The following is a 22,641-nucleotide window of genomic DNA, read 5'->3' on the forward strand; positions in this document are numbered from 1 at the left end:
CTATTTCGCCTCCATGAACTCCAGTCGGTTTCCAAATGGGTCCTCTGTGAAAAAGCGGATAAGGTGAGGAATTTCTTCGTCAATCCGAAACGATACCCCATTTGCTTGCAGATGCTCCATCAGCGAACCAATGTTTTGCACAAGGAACGCCGGATGTGCTTTTTTCGCGGGAATGAATCCTTCCTCTACGCCAATATGAATCATTTGAGCGCCACATTGAAACCATACACCACCTCGTACGAGAAGCTTCTCTGGCTTTGGAACCTCCGGCATTCCCAAAAGCTCACCGAAAAACTTGCGGGCTACGTCCTCCGTTCCTCCTGGTGCTGCTAATTGTACATGATCGAGCCCAATCCATTCATGCTTTGTTGTCATCGTCTTCATTTCCTCCTCTTTTTTTACACAGAACCATCCATTCGTCAATCTGATGGTTCATTACTTTGCCTTCCTTTGTGGTAAGCCCGAGATATTCCTTTTGTTCGTCTGTAGCGTTTAGCAGCAGTTTTTCGACGTCCGCCTCCTGCTCAACTGATTCGGAAGTACGCTGAACCCATGGTAAAAACTCAAACCTTTTTTTGCGTTCCTGCTGCTTTTGTGGATTCAAGCCGTTCGCTTCAAACAAAGCGCGCCATTCACTTACAGAAAGACAGCGAACATGACTGGGATCGCGTGTTTTCTCTACTTCATTTATGAATGCCGAGAGTGACGACTCCTCAGGCGAAACATTGTCGATGAAGAGAAACAACCCACCAGGGGACAGCACGCGACTCACCTCACGAACAAAAGCCGCCGGATCCGGAAAATGATGAGCCGCGATTCGGCATGTGACGATCTCAAATGATTCATCGAGAAACGGAAGAGATTCTGCATCAGCCTGAACATACATCACATTATGAACAAGTGCTGTATCATTGGCCGCAGCCGCCGCCATGAGCATCGGGCGAGTCAAATCCGTGGCGACGACCAAGCTCACATGTGGAGCCAATGTCCTCGCTACGTGCCCACCTCCTGTGGCGATATCCAGTGCCCGCCACTTCTCTGCTGGCTGCATCCACTCCACCATCAGTTCCAGGTCGCTACCCTTTGCATGCGTCTTGCTTTGCACGTATTGCTCGGCATTTTTTCCAAATTGCGCTTGTACAGCTTGTTTGATCTCCTCATTCTTCATCGGGAACACCTCCTGCCTACATCATATTCCAATGTTTGTCATCTTTGTTATAGAATACAGATAACTAGTTATCAAGAATTTGAATAGGAGGCAACTCACAATGGATCGAGAAAGTCTTGAGGTATTTTTGACGATTGCTCGTCATGGATCGATTAATCGCGCTGCACAGGCATTATTTTTGGCGCAATCAACATTGACGCACCGATTGAAGCAGTTAGAGCGCCAGGTTGGAAGTGCGCTTTTTGTTCGTACTGCCTCAGGAGTGAGTCTTACAGGCGAAGGACGTCGGTTACTACCAGTGGCTACAAATATCGTGGAGCAAATGCGCTCCTTTATCCAAGAGAAAGAACAGCGCCAATCGATGAACATCGTCGCAGGAAAAGCTTTTGTCGCCTATGAACTGCCGAGGCTGATCGGGGAGTACCGGATTGCTCATCCGGGCTTTACCTGCTACGTCCGCTCTACGTTGTACGAGGAGTCACTCAGCGCTCTGCTAACCGGAACGGCCGATATTGCCTTTCTCGGGAGTGAAATGTATCACCCACATATCCATCAAGAATTCCTTCCCAGCGATCGCCTCCTGCTCGTCATGGCACCAAGTCATCCTTGGGCAAACGGGTTTCCTGGTTTTCAGGCATGGGGAACCGAGGAAATGATTGTGTTCGGGAATCACACTGCTCCTTATCGCCAACGGATTGACCGCTATCTGGCGCAGCAGGGAGTTTTTCCGAATATTATTATGGAATTGGACAGCTTCAATGCTGTTAAAAAAATGGTCGAACGTCAGCTAGGGATCACGATCCTTCCGGAAAGAACCATACAACAAGAGCTAGCGACCGGAAGATTGGTCGCCTACGATATCGCAAACGGCGAATTAGTACGCCCCACGCTCATCGCCTACCTGCATCCAAAAAAAGAGGACGATGCTTTCCAGCAATTCGTCCAATGGATCAAGGAACATTATTAACAAAAGTTTACTGTAGTGTTAGTACCGTAAGCTCCGGGCGGCAAAATAAACGAACAGGCAAGATCGTCGTACCCAATCCTCTGTTGGTGTACACAGCCATGCCACCTACCTGATACAGTCCTTGTACATATTTACGCCCGTATTGCGGCGCCAAGAGATGACCAATGAAGGGCAAGCGCACTTGTCCGCCATGGCTGTGGCCGGACAGTTGGAGATGCACGGGATGCTCTGACGCAATATCAGCAAAATCAGGCTCGTGCACCAACAAGATCACGCTGCCCTCCGGCGGGATATTTTCCAACGCCCGCGGAAGATCAGGTACGCCATAGAAAACATCATCGACCCCCGCCATGTATAACTGCTGGCCATCTTTTTGCACGACAACGTGCCGATTATCCAACACTTCGAATCCAGACGCGACTAAGCCATCTCGAACTTTTTGTTGTTCACCAGCTCGATAATCGTGGTTGCCTAAAACGGCGAATTTGCCTAATGGGGCTAGGAGCTGATTGAAAAGGGGAACAGCGGCGAATAGCGGTCGCGTCACTTCATCTACGATATCCCCTGTGAAACAAATCAAATCCGGTTTTTCGCTCTGAATCAAGGCAATAATCGACTCCAACTCTTTCGGTTCAAAATAATGGCCGAGATGGACATCACTGAATTGAATGAGCTTTGTCCCCTTAAAGCTTTCTGGCAATCCCGGTATCGTGATGGACAATCGCACGATATCAAGCGCTTTCCGTTCCCATACATGACCGTACACGCCAATCGCTACACCGAGACCAATCAATCCACCTACCCATTTCGTAACCTTGTGGAGAAATGTTTTTCTTGAAATGGGGGCAAGGTTAGGATCATTCACTGTCTTTCGTTCGCCCATACCCATTCACGACAACGTCCAATCTTCCCGTCACCGGGTCAATGAGTAAGCCATGCACCTCCACATTAGGTGGGAGGAGTGGGTGATTTTTAATCGTTTCTACGCTATTTTTCACACTTTCTTCTACACGATCGAATCCATGCAACCATTTATGTAAGTTAATCCCTGCATGTTGAAGCGTGGAAAACGTTTGAGCCGAGACTCCTCGCTCCAGCATCTTCTCCATCGTGCGTTTGCTATCTATTGCACTCATCCCGCAGTCATAATGCCCGACGACCATGACTTCTTCGGCATTCAATTCGTAGATCGCAATCAGAATACTACGCATGATACTCCCAAAAGGATGGGACACGATTGCCCCGGCGCTTTTTACGTGCTTGATATCTCCATTGCGCATGTTCATGGCTTTCGGCAGCAGTTCAACCAAACGGGTATCCATACAAGATAGCACGACCAATCGTTTATCAGGAAACTTGGTGGTTTGGTACTTTTCATATTCTTGGTTCGCCACAAATTCACGGTTAAATGCGAGAATTTCATCTAAATTACGCACTTTCACAGCACCTGCCTCGCTCTTTGTAGTATGTATTTGTATCGTATGCTTTTCTATTTTACATAGGAGAATCAAAATCTCGCAAGTGACTGTGGCAGTTTCTTATCAAGTGGTTCATTTTTTCAGGATGTAATGTTGCTCGTCTAAACGAAATTTTTTTGGTGAAAAGAGGTTCTCAATCGTCGAGTAAATTGGTTCTCTTTTCGTGAATTTCTCACCTATCCATAGACCATACAGTTCAACCTGCGTCTTGTCGTGATCAAGTAGCTCCTCGCACCAAGCACGTAGATGCATCATTCTGGCCATGCTTTTTTGATAGTCCTCTACGTATCTTTGATATTGACGAGGTCTCTCCTCTTCTGGGTACATCCCGAGTTTTACTTTATCTGGATGCTTGGAAATGCTAAAACTGCAAGCGCAACCCTCTTCGGTTGTCACCAGCCATGCCTGTTTTTGCGGAAAATACTTGAATAAATCAGGGCTTTTTTCCCGTGACAGTTTGCCTGTCAAAACATAAGGAGAGAGTAGTGGCTTTGGTTCAAATCCTGGCGTTTCTTTTATCATAACGATTAATTCTAAGCACATTGCTTCCATTCCTCCGGAAAGAGTAGAAATATCGAAGTGCGACATCTACGTTCATTAGTTTTTTCATCATGTTAATATTTGGAAAAGTTTTGCACAAGCATTGTGAGCGATTGTTATCCATACAAAAAGACACTAACAATAGCTAGTGTCCTTTGTATTGGTTATTTTCTTATCCATTACTTTTTGCTACGACTACACCCTAGCTAATCTTCGCCTCAATCCGCAGCTTGTCCGCAACCATGGCAATGAACTCACTGTTGGTCGGCTTCGCCTTGGTGTTGGAAATCGTATAACCAAACAAGCTGGAAATAGAGTCCAAATTACCACGGGACCACGCTACTTCTATCGCATGGCGGATCGCACGTTCTACGCGACTAGCGGTTGTATTGAATTTCTTGGCAATGTCCGGGTACAGGACTTTGGTAATCGAACCGAGCAGCTCGACATCGTTGTATACCATTGTAATCGCTTCCCGCAAATACAAATAACCTTTGATATGAGCAGGAACTCCAATCTCATGAATGATGCTGGTGATGCTCGCGTCCAAATTGCGTCCGCGGATTTGTAAGGTAGCTTGTGGTTTCACAGAAGAAACAAAAGAAGAGGCAGGTTTGGTTGTAATGATTTGACGGATGCGCTGTGCCAGCACCTCCATATCAAACGGTTTCAAAATGTAGTATGCTGCTCCCAGCTCTACTGCTTTCTTCGTAATTTCTTCCTGCCCGAAAGCAGTCAACATGATAATTTTAGGTTGAGGACTTAAGCGCATGGCCTGAATTTGCTCCAAAACAGCCAAGCCATCCAGATGTGGCATGATGATATCCAAAATTAATACATCGGGTACACGTTCCTGCAGCAGTCGAACTACCTCATTGCCGTTGTAAGCAACACCTACAACATTCATGTCATACTGGCTACTGATGTACTCTTCCAACAGATTTACAAATTCACGGTTATCATCTGCCAACAACACTTCAATCTTGCTCAAGGTCGTTCCTCCTAACAATGGACGGTCTTTTGGAAAGAAGGTGGCGTTCTAGGGGTAACAAATCTAAAAGGATTAGTCCATACCATCTTTTCTCTACAAAAATTATTCGACAAAGCAAATTCCATTCCTGCCAATGACGAAAGATTGAATGATTTAACTGATATTTCGACAAAGAATCCATTCATTTCCAAGCGATTCGTCAAAGGACTGCAAAAATCGAAAAAGCCGCCTCGCTTCGTTCGCGTGACGGCACTTCATTCAGGCAGCTTTGGTTGTATGGGTTCGAGATTCGGCAGTACCTCGCACATTCACACCAGCATCCTGAAGCATCCACTCAATGTAGCAGCCGTATCCCGAAGTAGGATCATTGACAAACACGTGCGTGACGGCACCGACGATCTTGCCTTTTTGAATGATGGGACTGCCGCTCATCCCCTGTACGATACCACCTGTCTTTTCCAAAAGGCGTTTGTCCGTGACTTTAATAATCATCCCTTTGGTTGCAGGAAAATGCTGCTTGACCACGTTTGCGATCTCAATATCGAACTCTTCGACCTTTTGGCCTTCCACGACAGTAAGAATTTTGGCTGGCCCTTCCTCTACCTGCTCAGCAAGAGCGATTGGTAACGGCTCCTGGTAATAGCTGCGTTTGGGCTCGTCCTTCATTTTGCCGAAAATGCCAAAAGGGGTGTTTTTGGTTATATTTCCGAGAACTTCACTTTCATTGTAGAAACGCGCAAATTTCTCCCCTGGGTTGCCACTTTGTCCTTTTTCAATCGATGTGACACTTGCTTGCACGATCTGGCCATCTCCTACGACAATGGCTTGACCAGTATCAACGTCGGAAATGACGTGCCCTAATGCCCCGTACGCTTTGGAATTCGGATCATAAAAGGTCAGTGTCCCTACTCCTGCCGCTGAATCCCGAATATAGAGACCCATACGGTATTCACTGTCTTTTTTGTCTTTTGCCGGGTGCAAAGTGAGCGAAAGCTTTTCCTTGCCACGAACGACAAGCAATTGAACGGAATGATTCTTTTTCCCCGTTTCGTTAATCAATTTCTTTACGTCGTTCATGTCATTGATGTACATGTCGTTCATTTTGATAATCATGTCACCGACGTGTATACCTGCCTGTTCACCTGGAGAAAACTTGTTTTTACCATTGTCAACTAAATGATGACCGACAACCAAAACACCCGCTGTTTGCAGCTTCACCCCGATTGACTGTCCACCAGGGTACAACCGCAGATCTGGCAATACATTTACTTTTACAGCAGTCAGCGGAATGTTATGCCACTTCACCTGCAATTGGGCTTCCCCAGCCCTACGCGGTTCAACGGACATAGGCCTGCTCAAATCAACGGATACCTCACGCGCCTCTGTCCCGTTAACGTGCAAAATATCAGGATTGCTATTGATTAGCGTGCCCATTACCGGCACAGAGACCCGCAGTTGCTCGAGGGACCCTTCCATCAAACGCAATTCACGGGGAAAGGAGGACAGATCGCGGAACGGGGTGGAACTCACGACAAGCGCCGTGATGAGGAGAAGGAGACTTCCCATCCATTTTCTTTTGTTTTGTCGGATCACCAGTAATCACTCCTACCGTTCCCTACCTACACCTACAAAACAAAACGGTCAGGTCCGTTTTGTTTGACCGCAAGCGGTCATGAGGGACACCTCCACCTTGTGTACCTTTAATGTTGCCACCAGCCAAGCGGATTATGTCAGGAAAATAACCCACTCTGAACATTAGAAAACCAAGCTTCACCAAGCCCTTGGGAGGGCATTGCTGCACTCTTATCAACGAAAAAAAGACTGCCAACTAAAATTAGCTGACAGTCTTTCGTTCACGACCGAGGAGGATCATCTCGCGTGCATGTTCTTCTGTTTTCGCTGTTACCTCTGCCCCGCTTAGCATGCGAGCCAGCTCCGTTACCCGTTCATCATCAGACAAACGATGCACCCGCGTCTCCGTTTCATTCTCGCTCATTTCCTTTTTGATCAGAAAATGCGCGTCTGCCATGGATGCGACCTGGGGTAGGTGCGTAATGCACAGGACTTGGCGCTGCCCAGCGACTCGGGCGAGTTTTTCTGCTATCGCTTGAGCGGCTCTTCCGCTTACACCCGTGTCGACTTCATCAAAAATAAGGGTCTCCACTTGATCCGTACCCGCCAAAATCGTTTTGATGGCCAGCATGACACGAGACAGCTCCCCGCCGGAAGCAATCTTCGCCAAGGGACGCAATGGCTCACCCGGGTTAGGTGAGATTAAAAACTCGATCTGATCCATTCCGTTCGCATCTACGAAGCGCTTGATTCCGTCGATTTCTACCCCGTCATCATCCGGCGTCTGTCTGACGTCGATGGCAAAACGAGCCCGCTCCATGTGCAGTTCTTTTAGCTGCTGCTCGATTTCTTGTGCGAGTTTTCCTGCACATTCGGAACGAATAACCGACAACTCCAATGCCTCCACCGCCAAATCGGCTGCAAACTCCTGTAATTGCTTTTCCACCTGCTGGAGGCGGTCTTCGTAGTGATGCATGTCATCCAATTCATCCTGAATCGTGGCAGCGTACTCCAAAATATCGTCTACACTTTTGCCATACTTGCGTTTTAACGACTGGATTTGATCAAGACGGCGTTCTACTTCTGCCAGCTGCTCCGGTTCAAAATCCATTTGGTACGACAATTGACGAAGGTTATGTACCACATCTTCTATCTGGTAGTATGCCGATTGGACCATCTCCAAAATCGGAACGAGCTGTTCTTCGTAGTTCACACCACGCTCAAGCTCTCCCATCGCATGCCCTAACCAATCCATGCCTTTTTGGTCACCATGCAATGCGCGGTATGCATCTTGAATCGTTGAATAAACTTTTTCAATGTTCATCCACTTTTTCCGTTGCTGCATGAGCTTCTCGTCTTCGCCTGGCGTGAGAGTTGCCGCCTCAATTTCATCCAGCTGATATTGCAATAGATCGATGCGCTGTACCAGCTCCCGATCATTACGCGCCATACGCTCCAGATCTTGCTTTGTTTTACGGTAGGCAGCATACAGCGTACCGTACTCTTGCTTCGCAGATCCCAAAGCGCCCTCTCCATATGCATCGAGCCAATTGATATGCTTGTCTGACTGCATTAGCATATGCGTATCGTGTTGTCCATGCACCGTAACCAGCCATGGCCCTAACTCACGCAGCATAGCGAGAGTTACGAGCTGGCCATTAATTCGAATGATGCTCTTCCCTTGATTCGATATATCTCGGCGTACTACGAGCATGCCGTCTTGCTCAATCTGGACACCGACATTCTTACAAACGTCAAGTCCAGGGTGACCAGGCGGCAATTCAAACAGCCCTTCCACTTCTGCACGCGGCTCACCGTATCGGACAAAATCAGCCGAAGCCCGGCCTCCTAACAACAGTCCTAGCGCATCGATAATGATGGATTTACCGGCACCAGTCTCACCTGTGAGGATGTTTAAGCCTTTTTGGAAAGAGACTGTCACTGATTTGATGATGGCAAAATTTCGGATCGAGAGTTCCACTAGCATCGCAAGCGACCACCTTCTACAACATTTCCATTAAGCGTTTCGTCACTTCATTGGTATTTTCTTTGGAACGGCAAATAATCAGGATGGTGTTGTCGCCACTGATTGTCCCCATGATTTCTTCCCACGGAAGGTTGTCAATCAGTTCAGCTACCGCATTCGCATGTCCCGATAGTGTCTTCAGTACAATAAAATGATCAGCTTGGTCAATGCTAATAAAGGAATCCACAAGCATGCGTTTCAGCTTTTGCAGTGGATTGAATTTTTGTTCAGCAGGCATTGAATACTTATATCGTCCATCAGGGAGCGGCACTTTTACCAAGTGTAGTTCCTTGATGTCTCGGGATACAGTCGCTTGCGTTACGTTAAAGCCAGCAATCCGCAAGCGGTCCACCAGATCATCCTGTGTTTCCACCTCTTGATTGCTGATGATATCCCGAATTCGAATATGTCGTTGCCCTTTGTTCATATGGATTACTCCCATTCCCCTTGTAATTTCGTTCGTATTGCTTCGAAAAAGCCACCTTTTTTCCACTTAATCAGCGGGGTAACACACGGTGACTTTTTAATGTAAATCTGATCGCCGCCCTCGAGTCGATAACCAAACTGCCCGTCTATGGACAGTCCCATCTCTTGATGAATGGCATCTACTTCGACCCGGATCGTTTGATTGCCTGACAGTACCATTGGCCGGGCCGTCAAGGAATGAGGAGCCACTGGCGTCAGTAATAGCATGTCCACATTGGGCGCCACTATAGGGCCGCCTGCAGAGAGTGAGTATGCCGTTGATCCTGTTGGCGTAGAGACAATGACACCATCTCCGCTGAACGTCGCGACGTACTCATCATCCAGAAAGACCGCACATTGAATGATTCGGCAAAATGACCCTTTGGCAATCCCTATATCATTCATGGCCGTGTATGTCCCCAGCGTGGTTCCTTTTCGCACCAAACAAGCTTCCAGCATCGCTCTCTTTTCAATGTCGTACTTTCCAGAAAGGAGATTGTCTACAGCCTGAGGCAGATGCTCCGGTTCCGCTTCCGACAAAAAGCCTAACGTGCCTAAATTAATTCCAAAGATTGGGATCGAGTGACCGGCAAGCTGGCGAGCAATTCTAAGTAGCGTGCCATCGCCCCCTAATACACAAACCAAATCCGCCTGCTTCCCCATCTCTTCTACAGATGCGCCCAGTTCTGGATGCCCTACATCTGATGCGACATGTTCATCTAGGAATACGTGCGCCCCTCTGTCCTCAAGTAAATACAGCAGTTCCCGTGCAACGATACGTGCTTCAGGTTTTCCTTTGTTCGCTATGATTCCAATTTTCTTCACGTGGTCCACCCCAAAACTGGTTGGTTGGAAATCCTTCTTGAACAACCTCATATTCAAGTATACAACTTCACATGCATAAATAAAAAGCCTCGATTGTGACAAAACTCCCGAGGCTTTGGTTTTTTATCCTATTTCAAATTCGCATGTGCAGAGGCAACTACCTCTGTTACGCATTGCAACCATGCTTCCGAATCCATGCCGCCCTCACTTTTCTGGACATGCATAACAAATTCAATGTTTCCTTCTCCCCCTGTAATTGGAGAGTAGTCCAAGCCCTTTAGCGCGAAACCCAATCCACTGGCAAATTGACCGATGTCAGTCAGTACGCTCTCGTGTACTTCTGGATCACGGACGATTCCATTCTTTCCGACTCTATCCTTGCCGGCTTCAAATTGAGGCTTAACCAGCGCAACGACGTCACCACCATCGAGCAGAAAACGGTACAACACCGGCAAAATCAATCGCAATGAAATAAACGATACGTCAATTGATGCCGCGTTTGGACGTTCATGTTCAAAAGCTTCCGGGTCCATATGACGGAAATTTGTCCGTTCCATGACGACCACTCGTTCATCCTGTCGCAAGGTCCACGCGAGCTGTCCGTACCCGACATCAATAGCGTATACAAGTCGCGCACCGTTTTGCAGCGCACAGTCCGTAAATCCGCCCGTGGAGGCCCCGATGTCCATCATGACACGATCCTTCATGTCGATCTCAAAGACACGCAATGCCTTTTCCAACTTGAGGCCACCCCGACTCACATACGGGTGTACCTCGCCCTTCACCGTAATCGCAACATCCTCGGCAAATTTGGTTCCCGGCTTGTCACAGCGTTCGCCAGCTACTTGCACAAGGCCTGCCATTACGGCTGCTTTTGCTTTTTCTCTGGTCTCATAATGGCCTCTCTCGACCAAGAGAACATCAACCCGTTCTTTTCTTACACTCATGCTTCCACTACGCCCTTCGAAATTGGCATCAAGGATCGGACACGAGCAGCGATATTATCAGCTGTGAGCCCTACCTCTTGCCGCTGTTCTTTCACACTTCCATGCTCAACAAAATAATCAGGTACCGCGACAACCTGTACATTCATGCCGTGATAGCCTGCACGATTGTAGCATTCTATGACAGCGCTGCCGAATCCACCCATTTCACAGCCCTCTTCGACCGTAATGATATCGTAGCCTTCCTTCGCCAGACGGTACAAAAGCTCTTCGTCCAAAGGCTTGCAAAAACGTGCATTGACCAGCATCGGTTTGATTCCTTCTTCTTGAAGCTGATTGACAGCCGCCTCAGCAATTTCAAATACGTGACCGAACGAGAGGATCGCAACGTGTTTGCCTTCGCGTACAATCTCCGCTTTTCCGATTGGCAGCACTTGCAGATCATCATCCATTTTGACGCCACGAATCGGCAATCGCGGATAACGATAAGAGATCGGACCGTCTTTATATTCCACTGCTGTCTTCATCATGTGACGCAGCTCATTTTCATCCTTCGGTGCCATAATGACCATATTTGGAATGATGCGCATGAATGCCACATCGTACATCCCTTGGTGTGTCTCCCCGTCTGCTCCGACGAGCCCAGCACGGTCAACAGCGAAAATCACATTGAGTTTTTGACGCGCGACATCGTGGACCAGCTGATCATAGGCTCTTTGCAAAAAGGTCGAATAAATCGCAAAGACCGGCTTCAAGCCTTGTGTCGCTAATCCTGCCGCAAATGTACATGCGTGCTGCTCTGCAATCCCAACGTCAAACAGTCTGTCAGGGTACTTCTGTCCAAATGGGATCAAGCCTGAACCCGCTGGCATTGCAGGGGTAACAGCTACGATCGAATTGTCTTCATCTGCGAGCTTCATCATCGTTTCCGCAAAAACAGACGTATACGTTGGTGCAGATTTCGGTGTATCACCTGACTCGATTTTATACGTACCGATACCATGCCACTTGACTGAGTCGGCTTCAGCTGGCGCATAGCCTAGTCCTTTTTTCGTGATGGCATGAATCAAAACAGGGCCTTTTGTATGCTTGGCTGTCTTTAATGTATCGAGCAACAGCTCCATGTTATGTCCGTCGATTGGGCCAATATACGTAAAGCCGAGCTCTTCGAAGAGAACGCCAGATACGAGCAAGTACTTCATGCTGTCCTTGAAGCGTTCAGCCATGTGAGCCAATTTGCCCCCTACAGCCGGAATGGATTTCAACAATCCTTCGACTTCATCCTTCGCCCATTGATAGTTCTCCGTCGAGCGAATTTTCCCCAAGTAGTTATGCAAGGCCCCAACGTTTGGCGCGATGGACATTTCGTTATCATTTAACACAACGATGACATTCTTACGCTCATGACCGATGTGGTTCAAGGCCTCCAGAGCCATACCACCTGTCAGCGCACCGTCACCGATGACTGCAATCACATGATTCTTTTCCTTTTTCAAGTCCCGCGCAGTCGCCATCCCCATTGCGGCAGACAAAGACGTACTGCTATGTCCGGTTTCCCAGACGTCATGCGGGCTTTCTACCATTTTTGGGAACCCACACAGACCTTTATACTGACGCAAGGTCGGAAACATCTCCCGGCGTCCTGTCAGCATTTTATGTACGTATGCTTGATGTCCGACATCCCAGATCAGCTTGTCCTTGGGACTGTCAAAAACATAGTGCAGCGCTAGCGTCAACTCGACGACTCCCAGATTCGGCGCGAGATGACCACCTGTTTTCGATAGCGTCTCGATTAGAAACTGACGGATCTCGGATGCCAATGTATGTAGCTGCGGTTGCGTGCACTTTTTCAAGTCTTGAGGATCATTTATAGTAGTAAGCAGCATTGGTATTCCTCACTTTCCACTGTTCGTTCTCCGGCGATTGTGCATGCTGCATATCAATCAAGCCACTAGAAAACCCGGCTTTCCTTATTGCTATAGCCGATTTCGCTTATTTTCAGCTTGATTCATTATAACGGTTTCTTAATAAAAACACCACTTTTCATCAACATATACGAATATGAAGGCGATACCTTGCATTTTCTGGTAAGATGATTTTGAATACATACTCCGAACAAAAGAGGTGGACGTCCGTGAAGTTCTCACAAATTCAGTATGAGCGCATGGATATGGACAAAGTTGAAGGACAATTCACGCAATTGTTGGAAGCGTTTCAACATGCTGCAAGCTTCCCTGAGCAAGATACGATCATGGCTCAATTGAACAAACTGCGACAAGAAGTGGAATCTGCGCGTAATGTCGCACAAATCCGCCACACGATCAATACAGAAGATCCTTACTACAAAGCAGAGCAGGACTATTGGGATGAAGCAACTCCTTTGTATACCGGAATCGTTTCCCGCTACTATCAGGCAATCGTCGATTCTCCCTTCCGCGCTGACTTGGAAGAAAAATGGGGAGCACAGCTGTTTCGCATCGCTGAGAGCACACTCCGTACATTTTCGCCAGAAGTTATCACTGATTTGCAGGAAGAAAATCGTTTGGCTAGTCAATATGTCGCTCTGAAAGCTTCTGCCAAAATCATGTTTGAAGGAGAAGAGCGAAACCTTTCAGAGATGATTCCTTTTACAATCGCGAAGGATAGAGACATGCGCAAACGAGCTAATGAAGCGAAGTATGATTATATGCGGCAAAATACGGACGAATTTGATCGCATTTACGATCAGCTCGTCAAGGTACGCACACGCATCGCCAAAAAACTCGGCTTCAATAGCTTTGTGGAGCTAGGCTATGCACGTATGAACCGTTCTGATTACAACGCAGAAATGGTAGCCAGTTTCCGCCAACAAGTGCTTGCGCACATCGTTCCAGTAGCATCAAAGCTCGTTGAACGTCAGCGCCAGCGCATTGGTGTCGATACACTTGAGTATTACGATCTTTCCTTTGATTTCGCTACAGGGAATCCGAGCCCGAAAGGCCCGCCGGAATGGATTGTGGAAAACGGGAAAAAAATGTATGCCGAGTTGTCACCTGAAACCGACGAATTTTACAACTTCATGCTGGACAATGACTGTTTAGATCTATTGAGCAAAAAAGGAAAGGCTACAGGCGGCTACTGTGAATACATCAGCCAATACAGGCTCCCCTTTATTTTCGCCAATTTTAATGGTACATCCGGTGATATTGACGTACTTACGCACGAGGCAGGACATGCGTTTCAGGTGTATGTAAGCCGAGATTTTGAGGTCCCTGAATATCATTTCCCAACCTACGAGGCGTGTGAAATACATTCAATGAGCATGGAGTTTTTGACCTGGCCATGGATGGAGCATTTTTTCAAAGAAGATACCGATAAATACAAATTCTCTCATCTGAGTAGTGGACTCCAGTTCATTCCGTACGGCGTGTCTGTTGATGAGTTCCAGCATGTTGTCTACGAGCACCCAGATATGACCCCAGCAGAGCGCAAACAGGCTTGGCGTGAAATTGAGCGCAAGTACCTCCCGCATCGCAATTACGCACAGAATGAGTATCTGGAGGATGGCGGGTTCTGGCAGCAACAAACGCATATTTTTCAAAGTCCCTTCTATTACATCGACTACACACTGGCCCAGATTTGCGCGTTCCAATTTTGGAAACGGTCTCAATCTGAGCCAAAGCAAGCTTGGGAGGATTATTTGACGCTTTGCCGCGAAGGTGGCAGTAAGTCATTCCTCGAACTGGTACAAGTGGCGAAGCTGTATTCTCCATTTGAGGGCGACAGTATCCCATCAGTGATTGGCGAGATTGAACAATTTTTAAATAGCGTTGACGATAAGAAGTTGTAATTAGGTAGGTATGCAAAAAAGCTGGCATTTCCCGTATGGGTTGCCAGCTTTCACTTATTTATTACGATCACGCACGTAGTCGGCCAAAGGGCTGAGTGCAGAATTCTCGATTCCCGCATCTGCAAGCGCTGCTTTTGCCTCCGCAATCAATTCGGTAAGACGCGCCTTCGATTCGGCTAGACCAAGAAGCGATGGATACGTCGCCTTTTCCCGATCCGCATCGCTGCCAACTGCTTTCCCCAGCTCTTGGGCATCTCCTTCCACATTCAAGATGTCATCCTGAATTTGAAAAGCAAGACCAATGCAAACACCATAGCGTGTCAATGCTTCCATTTGTCCTTCGGATGCTTCTGCGAGGTAGCCTCCCCCGCGCAAGGCTGCGATCAAGAGATCACCCGTTTTGTGACGATGGATAAATTCGAGCTGATCGAGGGTAAGGCGCTTACTCTCCCCTTCGATATCAGCCATTTGTCCACCGACCATGCCAGTTGCTCCTGCACGTTTTCCCAGCTCCGCAATCAGTTTCACGGTAGTAGCCGCTGAAACATCAGCGCGATCCATGTAAGCTTCTGCAATGTATGCGAACGCTCTCGTCAGCAAGGCATCTCCTGCCAGGATGGCTGTTGCTTCACCGAATACTTTGTGATTGGTTGGTTTTCCGCGACGCAGATCATCGTCGTCCATCGCAGGGAGGTCATCGTGAATCAAGGAGTACGTATGTATCATTTCCAAGGCAGCCGCAAATGCCACACCCCGTTCAATCGGCTTGTCCAGTGCTTCGAGGACCGCCAACACCAGCATGGGACGCAGCCTCTTTCCGCCTGCCATGAGCGAATACTTCATGGATTCGTACAAGTTTTCCGGAACTCCTTGCTGCTCAAGGGCTGGCAGGAGTCTTTGTTCTATATAAGCGGTCTTTTCCACCAAATAACTCTCGAATGTATGCACGCCGATCATTATTCTCCTTCCACGCGAAAAGCCTTCTGCTTTACCTGCCCGTCTTCTTCTACCAACTGGGTAATCTTCGCTTCGATTGCATCCAGCTTTTGACCACAAATTCTGGAAAGAGTTACTCCTTCCTGATATAACGTAATCGCTTCTTCGAGGGGAATATCTCCTTCCTCGAGTCGATTGACGACTTCTTCCAGACGCTTCATCGCTTCTTCAAACTGCATATCAGTCTCTTGTTCTGTTTTCTTGCGAGCCACTCTTCTTCTCCTCCTCCCGCTTCACTTTTTCCACACGCGCAGTCGCACTGCCATCACTTAATCGTACCATGATCTCATCGCCCTGGGCAAACTGTTCCACCGATTTTACGAGTCTGTCATTGGTGTATACAAGTGAGAATCCACGCTGCATGACCTTCAGCGGACTCAGTGCTTCCAAAGTAGCTACACGAGCCGCGAATGCCATTCTTTTTTGGTTGAGACGACCCAGCATCCGTTCGTTCAGGGTGGCTCGGAGTTTAGATAGATTTTTTCTTTTATCCCCGATTTGATCGGCGAGGCGATAGCGCTTGATCTGTTCATCTAATCGCGTATAGCGTTCGCGTCTTCTTTCCAGCAAATGCTTCATCGATTGACGCATCCGCAAATGCGCCCGATCCAATCGTTCAGACGCTTCCTCCAGCCTCCGCTCCGGTTGGCGCATCGCATATGCATTGCTCAAGCGTGTCAAACGGTTTCTCTGCTCTGTCATGGTACCACGCACTGCTCGATGCATCCGTATTTCGAGCTGCCGCACTCTCTCGACCCATTCCAAATAATGCGGTACAGCCAATTCAGCTGCCGCTGTCGGTGTAGCTGCACGGACATCTGCTACGAAATCGGCGATCGTCACATCCGTCTCGTGTCCAACAGCGGAGATGACAGGGATGAGTGATGCAGCAATTGCCCTCGCTACGTTTTCATCATTAAACGCCCACAGCTCCTCGATAGAACCACCACCGCGCCCTACGATGAGAACATCAATGTCAGGCTGATCGTTCATAATCCGAATAGCGGAGACAATCGATGCAGGTGCATCCGTACCTTGGACAACGGCTGGTGAAAGTACGATCTCTGCTTGTGGATACCGTCTGCGAATCGTCGTGCAAATATCTCGGATGGCTGCTCCTGTGGGAGAAGTGACGACACCGACACGTTTGGGAAAACGCGGGAGCATCCGTTTCCTCTCCGCTGCAAACAACCCTTCTTGAGCCAATTTTTCTTTTAGCTGCTCAAATGCTAAATAAAGCGAGCCGAGACCATCTGGCTGCATCTCTTTGGCGTACAGCTGATACGCGCCGTCCCGTTCGTATGCAGAAATAGACCCGCGTACAATCGCTTTTGCTCCATCTTTGGGCAAGAAACGCAGGAAGCGGTTATAACTTGCAAACATGACGACTTTGATGCGTGACTGCTTGTCCTTCAGCGTGAAATACATATGACCACTGGAGTGGTGGGTAAAATTGGAGATTTCCCCTCTCACCCATATATCTTGCAGGTGGGGTTCCTGTTCCAGCACCAGCTTAATATAACGATTGAGATCACTCACTGATAAAATATCTTGTAATGCCATGCGGCCCCTCCTTTACAAAAAACTTGGCTTTGCCGTGCATGTAACAAAGACTATGCAAAAGAATGGATAAAGCTTATGCCTTATCCATTCTATAATAAGTTGCCGATTTTCTTCTATTGTTTTGCTTGCTTTTTCGCTGCCGCAACCGTATTTTTCAGCAGCATCGTAATCGTCATCGGGCCAACACCGCCAGGAACTGGGGTTAAAAAGCTAGCCACTTCTTTGACCTCGTCGAACTTGACATCTCCAACCAGCTTACCCGTTTCGATGCGGTTCACACCAACGTCAATGACGACAGCACCCGGTTTGACATGCTCTTTGCCGATCATATGAGCCCTACCGGTTGCAACGACGAGGATGTCTGCCTTTTGGGTGTATTCCTCGAGATTTTGTGTGCGAGAATGACACATGGTTACCGTAGCATTTTCCTGTTGCAGTAGCAATGAGACCGGTTTTCCAACGATGTTGCTGCGTCCGATCACCACTGCATATTTGCCTGCCATTGAGGTGCCTGTGCGCTTGATCAATTCAATAATCCCGTGCGGCGTGCAAGGAAGCAGCGTGTCATTTCCCAATACCATATTTCCTACGCTAATCGGATGGAAACCGTCCACATCTTTTTCAGGAGCAATGGCTTCAATTACCGCATGCTCTGAAATATGAGCGGGAAGAGGAAGCTGAACCAAAATCCCATTAACGTTCGGATTTTCGTTCAACTGTTGAATGATAACCAACAACTCTTCCTCTGTGATGTCCGCGTCCTTCATGATGATCTCGGATGAAATACCGACTTCCTCGCAGCCCTTTGCTTTACCACGCACATAGGAGTGAGAAGCCGGGTCGTCTCCCACAATGACAACGGTCAAACCCGGTACGATCCCTTGTTTTTTCAATTCAGCTACTTCGTTCGCCAATTCGGCCCGAATACTCTGTGCTACTTCTTTTCCCTGGAGAATGGTTGCAGCCATGGAGAAAATGCCTCCTTTATCAACGTCGATACGTTAAGTGTACCGATTTCCCCCTCCGCTGTAAAGCCGAATTATAAAAAGTTCTCATTTATTTAATGTTCGTCTTTTGCTTCATCCACCCCAACATAGCGACTCCATAGGCATTATCACCGGAGTAAACGGGGTCACAGAAGTACAGCTTCGCCTTCACGGCAGGGTGTTCCAGGCGTTTGATCAGCCGCTCACGTATGTAATAATTAGCAGCTACTCCTCCAACAATCAAGATGTCCTTCGGGTAGCCTTGCTCTACTGCATGACGTAAGGACTTCTCTAGAGTATTGGCAATACATTGCTCTGTCGCCCGCGCAATCTCAGCAGGGCTCGTACTTCCCTTCTCCACTTCACGCAAAAGCGAAGCCTCTGGACCAGAAAAACTAAAGGAAAGCCCGTCAACCGCTGAAGAAATCCGAAACGCTTCTGTTGAGTCCTTAGCTAATTGCTCCAATGCAGGACCCGCAGGAAAGGACAGACCGAGTGCCACACCAATCCGATCAACCAGCTGCCCAGCGTGCAGATCGATCGTCCCACCGATTTTCTCAATGGCATAACCGGCTGCATGACGCTCGCACAACAACAACTCGCTGGTGCCTCCAGACAAATGTACGGCCAAAAAGCGATCCTTTATCGGACGCACCTCAGCGGTATATTCCCCCGCCGCGATATGCCCCTCTTGATGAGTCGTCAAGTGGAGGGGAACGCGCAAATAAGTCGCCAACGATTTCGCCAAACCCTCTCCTACCTTAAATACAGGCATATACGATCCGTCTTGCGGACGCGGCTTCTCGCTCACGCAAATCGCTGCAATCTCGTAATCCTTCCACTTCATCTCTTCACTTAATTCCGGCAGGTTCATCACATGCTGAAAGACGGCTTCGGATTGTTGCAGTCCGCGCTTGCCCTCCTTTACTTTCAGAAGGCGTTTTGCTTCTGCGACAATTCGGCCGTCTTCCTCAGCCAAGCACAGTGATGTCCGGTAATTGCTCGTGTCGATGCCCAACATTACCTTACTCATGCTTGTATCTCCTACCTATTACGCCTGCTTGGTTTCACGCGATTGCAAGAAGCTCGACAACACACCGTTAATGTATCGGTGGGACTGCTCGTCGCTAAAGAGCTTCGCGATCTCAATCGCTTCGTTCATCACGACTTTGTCAGGAGTGTCTTGCTCGAACATGATCTCGTAAAAAGCCAGACGAAGAATAGCGCGATCTACATTGGCGATGCGTTCCAATTGCCATCCACGCAAATACTTCTTGATTTCCGAATCAATCTCAGTCAAGTTTTTCAATACACCGTCGAGGAGATATCGCAAGTACTGCGCATTTTCCTCAGATTCTTCCATGACGAGGGCAACCGCATCCGTTAGCGGAACCTCTGCCATATCGATTTGGAAAAGACATTGAACTGCTTTTTCTCGTGCTGTTCTTCGTTTCATACCATTCATTCACCTACTAATTAGATTGAGCTCGGACCTTCTTTATGTCACCGAAACTTGCCTGGCAAAATCTTGTCGAGTATCTCACGCAAGTCTTCTTTATGATCGAGCTTGCGACCAATATAATAACCGGTCCCGACAAACACAACAAAAACCAGTGTATCCCAAAATCCCACGAGAAGGTAGATGATGCCGAAAAAAAGTCCGGCCAAAACCCCCATTAGCTTCCCCTTGTGTTCCCACATTAACTCCCTTACCATGGACTTCACCTTCTATTCCACCCGTTTACGAGCCGCGTAGTTTTCCTGCTGAGCTACTTCCGTCACGACAATGACCACCTCGGAAATGACAACCCCAGCAATCCCTTCGACTTGCTCCTTCACGTCAGCCTGTAGCTTCTGTGTCAGTTCAGGTAATGGCGTTTCTCCATCTACCGAAACACGCAGAGTGATAATATTGCCGCTCTCGAGTGCTTTGACTGTCGTTTTCATGTCGCGCACTCCTTTCACTCGGCGGGCTGCACGCTCTGCAATTGTCTGGATCGTCTGAATCGTAATGTTGACCTCACCCAAATCACTGCGCTGACGGATTCCCCGTTCTACTTTAGGCTTGTTAGAGCGGAAAGAACTGAAAAAGAAGCGAAGGCTGACTACGAGGAAAATAATCGCGACAATGAGATAGGTGATGTTCGTACCCGCCAGTATCTGATCCACGTACGGACGGAAAAAATCTGGATGGATCAATCCGCTGGTCGCTGCTATCGCGATGCAGGACAACACAATAAGCGCAAAGCTATAAATCGTCAAGATAAAACGGTCAAACAAGTTCACAAGCACCTCTCCTTTCAGCCATGTTTGAAAAAGGAGACAAACACGGCACGCTCCGGAACACTCCATGAATTTACGCTGAAAGCCTAAACAAAATCACGTTTTCAAATGAGGAAAATGCCCCCTGTTCGTAGGGGGCATCCATCCGCTGCTTGTTAGCGCACGCGCTGGTGTTCTTCAACCGGTACTGGTGCCGGTGCTTTTTCTTCAGCTTTCAACTCAACATCAACGATATGTACGTTTACTTCAACTACCGAAAGACCTGTCATGCTCTCAATCCCATTGCGTACACTATCTTGAATATTTCGAGCGACTTCCGGGATGCGATGTCCGTATTTGACAATGATAGACACATCAACTGCTGCTTCTTTGGAGCCAACCTCCACTCGAACGCCACGAGCTATATTTTTACGGCCTAAACGTTCAGCTATTTCTCCTACGAAACCGCCGCTCATTTGTGCTACGCCTTCTACTTCGGACGCAGCCATGCCGGCAATCACTTCCAACACTTCGGGAGCGATCTGGACCTTACCAAGTTCTGTTCTATCTAAATCTGGAGTAAACTCTTCCATGCTTCGCACCTCCCTTTAGATTTGTATTTCATTATACCAAGCACACCGTATTTTTACAAATCAGCCCTACTTACTCTTCATCCAGCTTCAAATCGTAGGTTTCCAAGAATTTCGTATCGAAATGACCGCTGACAAATACTTCATGCTCCAATACCTTCAAATGGAATGGAATCGTCGTCGTAATACCCTCTACGACGAATTCACTCAAGGCACGCTTCATACGGTCAATCGCTTCGTTACGATCCTTGCCCCACACAATCAGCTTGGCGATCATAGAGTCGTAGTATGGCGGAATGGAATATCCCGCATACGCTGCACTGTCTACGCGCACACCAAAGCCGCCTGGCGCCAAATATTCCGTGATACGACCTGGCGAAGGCATGAAGTTTTTCGCAGGATTCTCAGCATTAATACGGCATTCAATAGCCCAGCCATCCATTTGGATATCCTCTTGTGTAAAGGACAATGGTTGCCCTGCCGCTACGGTCAGCTGCTCCTTGATCAGGTCAAAGCCAGTCACCAGCTCGGTTACAGGGTGCTCTACCTGAATACGCGTATTCATTTCCATGAAGTAGAACTTTCCGTGTTTATCCAGCAAAAACTCGACAGTGCCCGCACCATGATAGGAAACGGCTTTTGCCGCCGCAACAGCAGCTTCACCCATTTGTCGGCGCAGCTCCTCACTCAATGCTGGAGATGGCGCTTCCTCGATCAGCTTTTGGTGACGACGTTGGATGGAGCAGTCGCGCTCACCCAGGAATACGGCATTGCCATGCTTGTCGGCCATGATTTGAATTTCTACATGTCGTGGGCCTTCCACGAACTTCTCCAAGTAAACCCCTGGATTTCCAAAAGCCGTTTTCGCCTCGTTTTGCGCCTGACGGATCGCTTTTTCCAAATCTTCGTCGTCAACGGCTACGCGCATTCCGCGTCCGCCGCCACCCGCTGTTGCTTTGACCATGACAGGATAGCCAATCTGGTTTGCGGTGACTACAGCGTCAGCCACATCTTCGATCAGTCCTTCCGTACCTGGTACAGTAGGTACACCTGCCGTTTTCATCGTATCCTTAGCTGTGGACTTGTCCCCCATCTTCACAATTGCTTCTGGGTCTGGACCGATAAAGGTAATGTTGCAGGCGGTACAAATCTCGGCAAAGTCGGCGTTTTCTGCCAAGAAGCCATAACCAGGATGGATGGCGTCTGCCCCTACCTTGGTCGCTACGCTCATGATGTTTGCTATATTCAAATAGCTTTCCTTGGATGCCTTTGGACCAATACAGTAGGCTTCGTCGGCCAGCTTCACATGAAGCGCTTCACGATCCGCTTCGGAGTAGACGGCGACCGTACGAATGCCCAGCTCGCGGCATGCCCGGATAATACGCACGGCAATTTCTCCGCGATTGGCAATCAATACTTTTTGAAACATTCCGCTCTCC

Annotated in this window: 24 protein-coding genes; 2 read left to right on the top strand and 22 right to left on the bottom strand. The window is 48.1% G+C overall.

Going from position 1 to position 22,641, the window contains the following annotated elements; translation table 11 throughout:
* Positions 1-375 (bottom strand): VOC family protein, encoded by a 375-nt coding sequence (locus HPY27_RS08465; protein ID WP_017248026.1) that lies wholly within the window; start codon positions 373-375, stop codon positions 1-3.
* Positions 359-1,168 carry a class I SAM-dependent methyltransferase gene (locus HPY27_RS08470; protein ID WP_174224771.1) on the bottom strand — a complete coding sequence of 270 codons (810 nt, stop codon included), beginning with the start codon at positions 1,166-1,168 and terminating at the stop codon, positions 359-361. The genes HPY27_RS08465 and HPY27_RS08470 overlap by 17 nt, the downstream gene beginning before the upstream one ends.
* Positions 1,169-1,268: 100 nt before the next feature.
* Here HPY27_RS08470 and HPY27_RS08475 point away from each other — a divergent pair, with 100 nt between their 5' ends.
* Positions 1,269-2,135 carry a LysR family transcriptional regulator gene (locus HPY27_RS08475; RefSeq protein ID WP_017248024.1) on the top strand — a complete coding sequence of 289 codons (867 nt, stop codon included), beginning with the start codon at positions 1,269-1,271 and terminating at the stop codon, positions 2,133-2,135.
* 7 nt (positions 2,136-2,142) lie between these two features.
* Here HPY27_RS08475 and HPY27_RS08480 read toward each other — a convergent pair whose 3' ends face one another.
* From HPY27_RS08480 to dxs, 10 genes are all read right to left on the bottom strand, one after another.
* Positions 2,143-3,024, bottom strand: coding sequence for a metallophosphoesterase (locus HPY27_RS08480; RefSeq protein ID WP_017248023.1), 882 nt, complete (start codon positions 3,022-3,024; stop codon positions 2,143-2,145).
* Positions 2,993-3,571, bottom strand: coding sequence for a beta-class carbonic anhydrase (locus HPY27_RS08485; RefSeq protein ID WP_026043031.1), 579 nt, complete (start codon positions 3,569-3,571; stop codon positions 2,993-2,995). Before HPY27_RS08485 ends, HPY27_RS08480 begins: the two co-directional genes overlap by 32 nt.
* Positions 3,572-3,685: 114 nt before the next feature.
* Positions 3,686-4,156 carry a hypothetical protein gene (locus HPY27_RS08490; protein WP_174224772.1) on the bottom strand — a complete coding sequence of 157 codons (471 nt, stop codon included), beginning with the start codon at positions 4,154-4,156 and terminating at the stop codon, positions 3,686-3,688.
* Between the two features lie 199 nt (positions 4,157-4,355).
* Positions 4,356-5,144, bottom strand: a complete 789-nt coding sequence (gene spo0A / locus HPY27_RS08495) for a sporulation transcription factor Spo0A (RefSeq protein ID WP_007720793.1) — start codon at positions 5,142-5,144, stop codon at positions 4,356-4,358.
* 258 nt (positions 5,145-5,402) lie between these two features.
* A complete protein-coding gene (gene spoIVB, locus HPY27_RS08500) occupies positions 5,403-6,737 on the bottom strand; it encodes a SpoIVB peptidase (protein WP_017248019.1) in 1,335 nt (444 codons plus the stop codon).
* Between the two features lie 241 nt (positions 6,738-6,978).
* Entirely contained in the window at positions 6,979-8,703 is a 1,725-nt protein-coding gene (gene recN / locus HPY27_RS08505; RefSeq protein ID WP_173621555.1) for a DNA repair protein RecN, read from the bottom strand.
* Positions 8,704-8,719: 16 nt separating this feature from the next.
* The gene (gene ahrC, locus HPY27_RS08510) at positions 8,720-9,169 is read right to left on the bottom strand and encodes a transcriptional regulator AhrC/ArgR (RefSeq protein ID WP_017248017.1); all 450 of its coding nucleotides are present in this window, start codon (positions 9,167-9,169) and stop codon (positions 8,720-8,722) included.
* Positions 9,170-9,174: 5 nt separating this feature from the next.
* Positions 9,175-10,032, bottom strand: a complete 858-nt coding sequence (locus HPY27_RS08515) for an NAD(+)/NADH kinase (protein ID WP_069844630.1) — start codon at positions 10,030-10,032, stop codon at positions 9,175-9,177.
* A 128-nt stretch (positions 10,033-10,160) separates the two neighbouring features.
* Positions 10,161-10,979: a TlyA family RNA methyltransferase gene (locus HPY27_RS08520; RefSeq protein WP_017248015.1), complete on the bottom strand. Its 819-nt coding sequence runs from the start codon at positions 10,977-10,979 to the stop codon at positions 10,161-10,163.
* On the bottom strand, positions 10,976-12,862 hold the full coding sequence (gene dxs, locus HPY27_RS08525; protein ID WP_017248014.1) for a 1-deoxy-D-xylulose-5-phosphate synthase: 1,887 nt from the start codon (positions 12,860-12,862) through the stop codon (positions 10,976-10,978). Before dxs ends, HPY27_RS08520 begins: the two co-directional genes overlap by 4 nt.
* Before the next feature lie 248 nt (positions 12,863-13,110).
* Between dxs and HPY27_RS08530 the strand changes: the two genes are divergently transcribed.
* Complete coding sequence (locus HPY27_RS08530; RefSeq protein WP_174224773.1) at positions 13,111-14,805, top strand: M3 family oligoendopeptidase; 1,695 nt, start codon at positions 13,111-13,113, stop codon at positions 14,803-14,805.
* Positions 14,806-14,859: 54 nt separating this feature from the next.
* On the opposite strand, the gene HPY27_RS08535 is transcribed toward HPY27_RS08530, so the two are convergent.
* The 10 genes from HPY27_RS08535 to accC all read right to left on the bottom strand — a co-directional run bounded on the left by HPY27_RS08535 (position 14,860) and on the right by accC (position 22,631).
* Positions 14,860-15,762, bottom strand: a complete 903-nt coding sequence (locus HPY27_RS08535; protein ID WP_174224774.1) for a polyprenyl synthetase family protein — start codon at positions 15,760-15,762, stop codon at positions 14,860-14,862.
* Complete coding sequence (gene xseB / locus HPY27_RS08540) at positions 15,762-16,013, bottom strand: exodeoxyribonuclease VII small subunit (protein WP_017248011.1); 252 nt, start codon at positions 16,011-16,013, stop codon at positions 15,762-15,764. Before xseB ends, HPY27_RS08535 begins: the two co-directional genes overlap by 1 nt.
* Positions 15,982-17,364, bottom strand: coding sequence for an exodeoxyribonuclease VII large subunit (gene xseA, locus HPY27_RS08545; protein ID WP_174224775.1), 1,383 nt, complete (start codon positions 17,362-17,364; stop codon positions 15,982-15,984). Before xseA ends, xseB begins: the two co-directional genes overlap by 32 nt.
* A 113-nt stretch (positions 17,365-17,477) precedes the next feature.
* Complete coding sequence (gene folD / locus HPY27_RS08550; protein WP_174224776.1) at positions 17,478-18,332, bottom strand: bifunctional methylenetetrahydrofolate dehydrogenase/methenyltetrahydrofolate cyclohydrolase FolD; 855 nt, start codon at positions 18,330-18,332, stop codon at positions 17,478-17,480.
* 88 nt (positions 18,333-18,420) lie between these two features.
* Positions 18,421-19,383, bottom strand: a complete 963-nt coding sequence (locus HPY27_RS08555; RefSeq protein WP_174224777.1) for a tRNA (adenosine(37)-N6)-threonylcarbamoyltransferase complex transferase subunit TsaD — start codon at positions 19,381-19,383, stop codon at positions 18,421-18,423.
* A gap of 18 nt (positions 19,384-19,401) precedes the next feature.
* On the bottom strand, positions 19,402-19,806 hold the full coding sequence (gene nusB, locus HPY27_RS08560) for a transcription antitermination factor NusB (protein ID WP_069844622.1): 405 nt from the start codon (positions 19,804-19,806) through the stop codon (positions 19,402-19,404).
* Positions 19,807-19,853: 47 nt separating this feature from the next.
* Entirely contained in the window at positions 19,854-20,066 is a 213-nt protein-coding gene (locus HPY27_RS08565; protein ID WP_017248006.1) for a DUF2273 domain-containing protein, read from the bottom strand.
* 12 nt (positions 20,067-20,078) lie between these two features.
* Entirely contained in the window at positions 20,079-20,636 is a 558-nt protein-coding gene (gene amaP, locus HPY27_RS08570) for an alkaline shock response membrane anchor protein AmaP (protein ID WP_026043028.1), read from the bottom strand.
* Between the two features lie 152 nt (positions 20,637-20,788).
* Entirely contained in the window at positions 20,789-21,205 is a 417-nt protein-coding gene (locus HPY27_RS08575) for an Asp23/Gls24 family envelope stress response protein (RefSeq protein ID WP_017248004.1), read from the bottom strand.
* A 70-nt stretch (positions 21,206-21,275) separates the two neighbouring features.
* On the bottom strand, positions 21,276-22,631 hold the full coding sequence (gene accC / locus HPY27_RS08580) for an acetyl-CoA carboxylase biotin carboxylase subunit (RefSeq protein ID WP_069844621.1): 1,356 nt from the start codon (positions 22,629-22,631) through the stop codon (positions 21,276-21,278).
* Positions 22,632-22,641: the final 10 nt, after the last annotated feature.

The organism is Brevibacillus sp. HB1.1, from assembly GCF_013332445.1.
In the GTDB taxonomy this organism is placed as follows: Bacteria; Bacillota; Bacilli; order Brevibacillales; family Brevibacillaceae; genus Brevibacillus; species Brevibacillus porteri.

Bases quoted from the DNA above. Each gene is read 5' to 3' on its own strand.
- HPY27_RS08465 (WP_017248026.1), bottom strand. From the start codon at position 375: ATGACAACAAAGCATGAATGGATTGGGCTCGATCATGTACAATTAGCA.
- HPY27_RS08470 (WP_174224771.1), bottom strand. From the start codon at position 1,168: ATGAAGAATGAGGAGATCAAACAAGCTGTACAAGCGCAATTTGGAAAA.
- HPY27_RS08475 (WP_017248024.1), top strand. From the start codon at position 1,269: ATGGATCGAGAAAGTCTTGAGGTATTTTTGACGATTGCTCGTCATGGA.
- HPY27_RS08480 (WP_017248023.1), bottom strand. From the start codon at position 3,024: ATGGGTATGGGCGAACGAAAGACAGTGAATGATCCTAACCTTGCCCCC.
- HPY27_RS08490 (WP_174224772.1), bottom strand. From the start codon at position 4,156: ATGTGCTTAGAATTAATCGTTATGATAAAAGAAACGCCAGGATTTGAA.
- recN (WP_173621555.1), bottom strand. From the start codon at position 8,703: ATGCTAGTGGAACTCTCGATCCGAAATTTTGCCATCATCAAATCAGTG.
- ahrC (WP_017248017.1), bottom strand. From the start codon at position 9,169: ATGAACAAAGGGCAACGACATATTCGAATTCGGGATATCATCAGCAAT.
- HPY27_RS08520 (WP_017248015.1), bottom strand. From the start codon at position 10,979: ATGAGTGTAAGAAAAGAACGGGTTGATGTTCTCTTGGTCGAGAGAGGC.
- dxs (WP_017248014.1), bottom strand. From the start codon at position 12,862: ATGCTGCTTACTACTATAAATGATCCTCAAGACTTGAAAAAGTGCACG.
- HPY27_RS08535 (WP_174224774.1), bottom strand. From the start codon at position 15,762: ATGATCGGCGTGCATACATTCGAGAGTTATTTGGTGGAAAAGACCGCT.
- xseA (WP_174224775.1), bottom strand. From the start codon at position 17,364: ATGGCATTACAAGATATTTTATCAGTGAGTGATCTCAATCGTTATATT.
- folD (WP_174224776.1), bottom strand. From the start codon at position 18,332: ATGGCTGCAACCATTCTCCAGGGAAAAGAAGTAGCACAGAGTATTCGG.
- HPY27_RS08555 (WP_174224777.1), bottom strand. From the start codon at position 19,383: ATGAGTAAGGTAATGTTGGGCATCGACACGAGCAATTACCGGACATCA.
- nusB (WP_069844622.1), bottom strand. From the start codon at position 19,806: ATGAAACGAAGAACAGCACGAGAAAAAGCAGTTCAATGTCTTTTCCAA.
- HPY27_RS08565 (WP_017248006.1), bottom strand. From the start codon at position 20,066: ATGGTAAGGGAGTTAATGTGGGAACACAAGGGGAAGCTAATGGGGGTT.
- HPY27_RS08575 (WP_017248004.1), bottom strand. From the start codon at position 21,205: ATGGAAGAGTTTACTCCAGATTTAGATAGAACAGAACTTGGTAAGGTC.
- accC (WP_069844621.1), bottom strand. From the start codon at position 22,631: ATGTTTCAAAAAGTATTGATTGCCAATCGCGGAGAAATTGCCGTGCGT.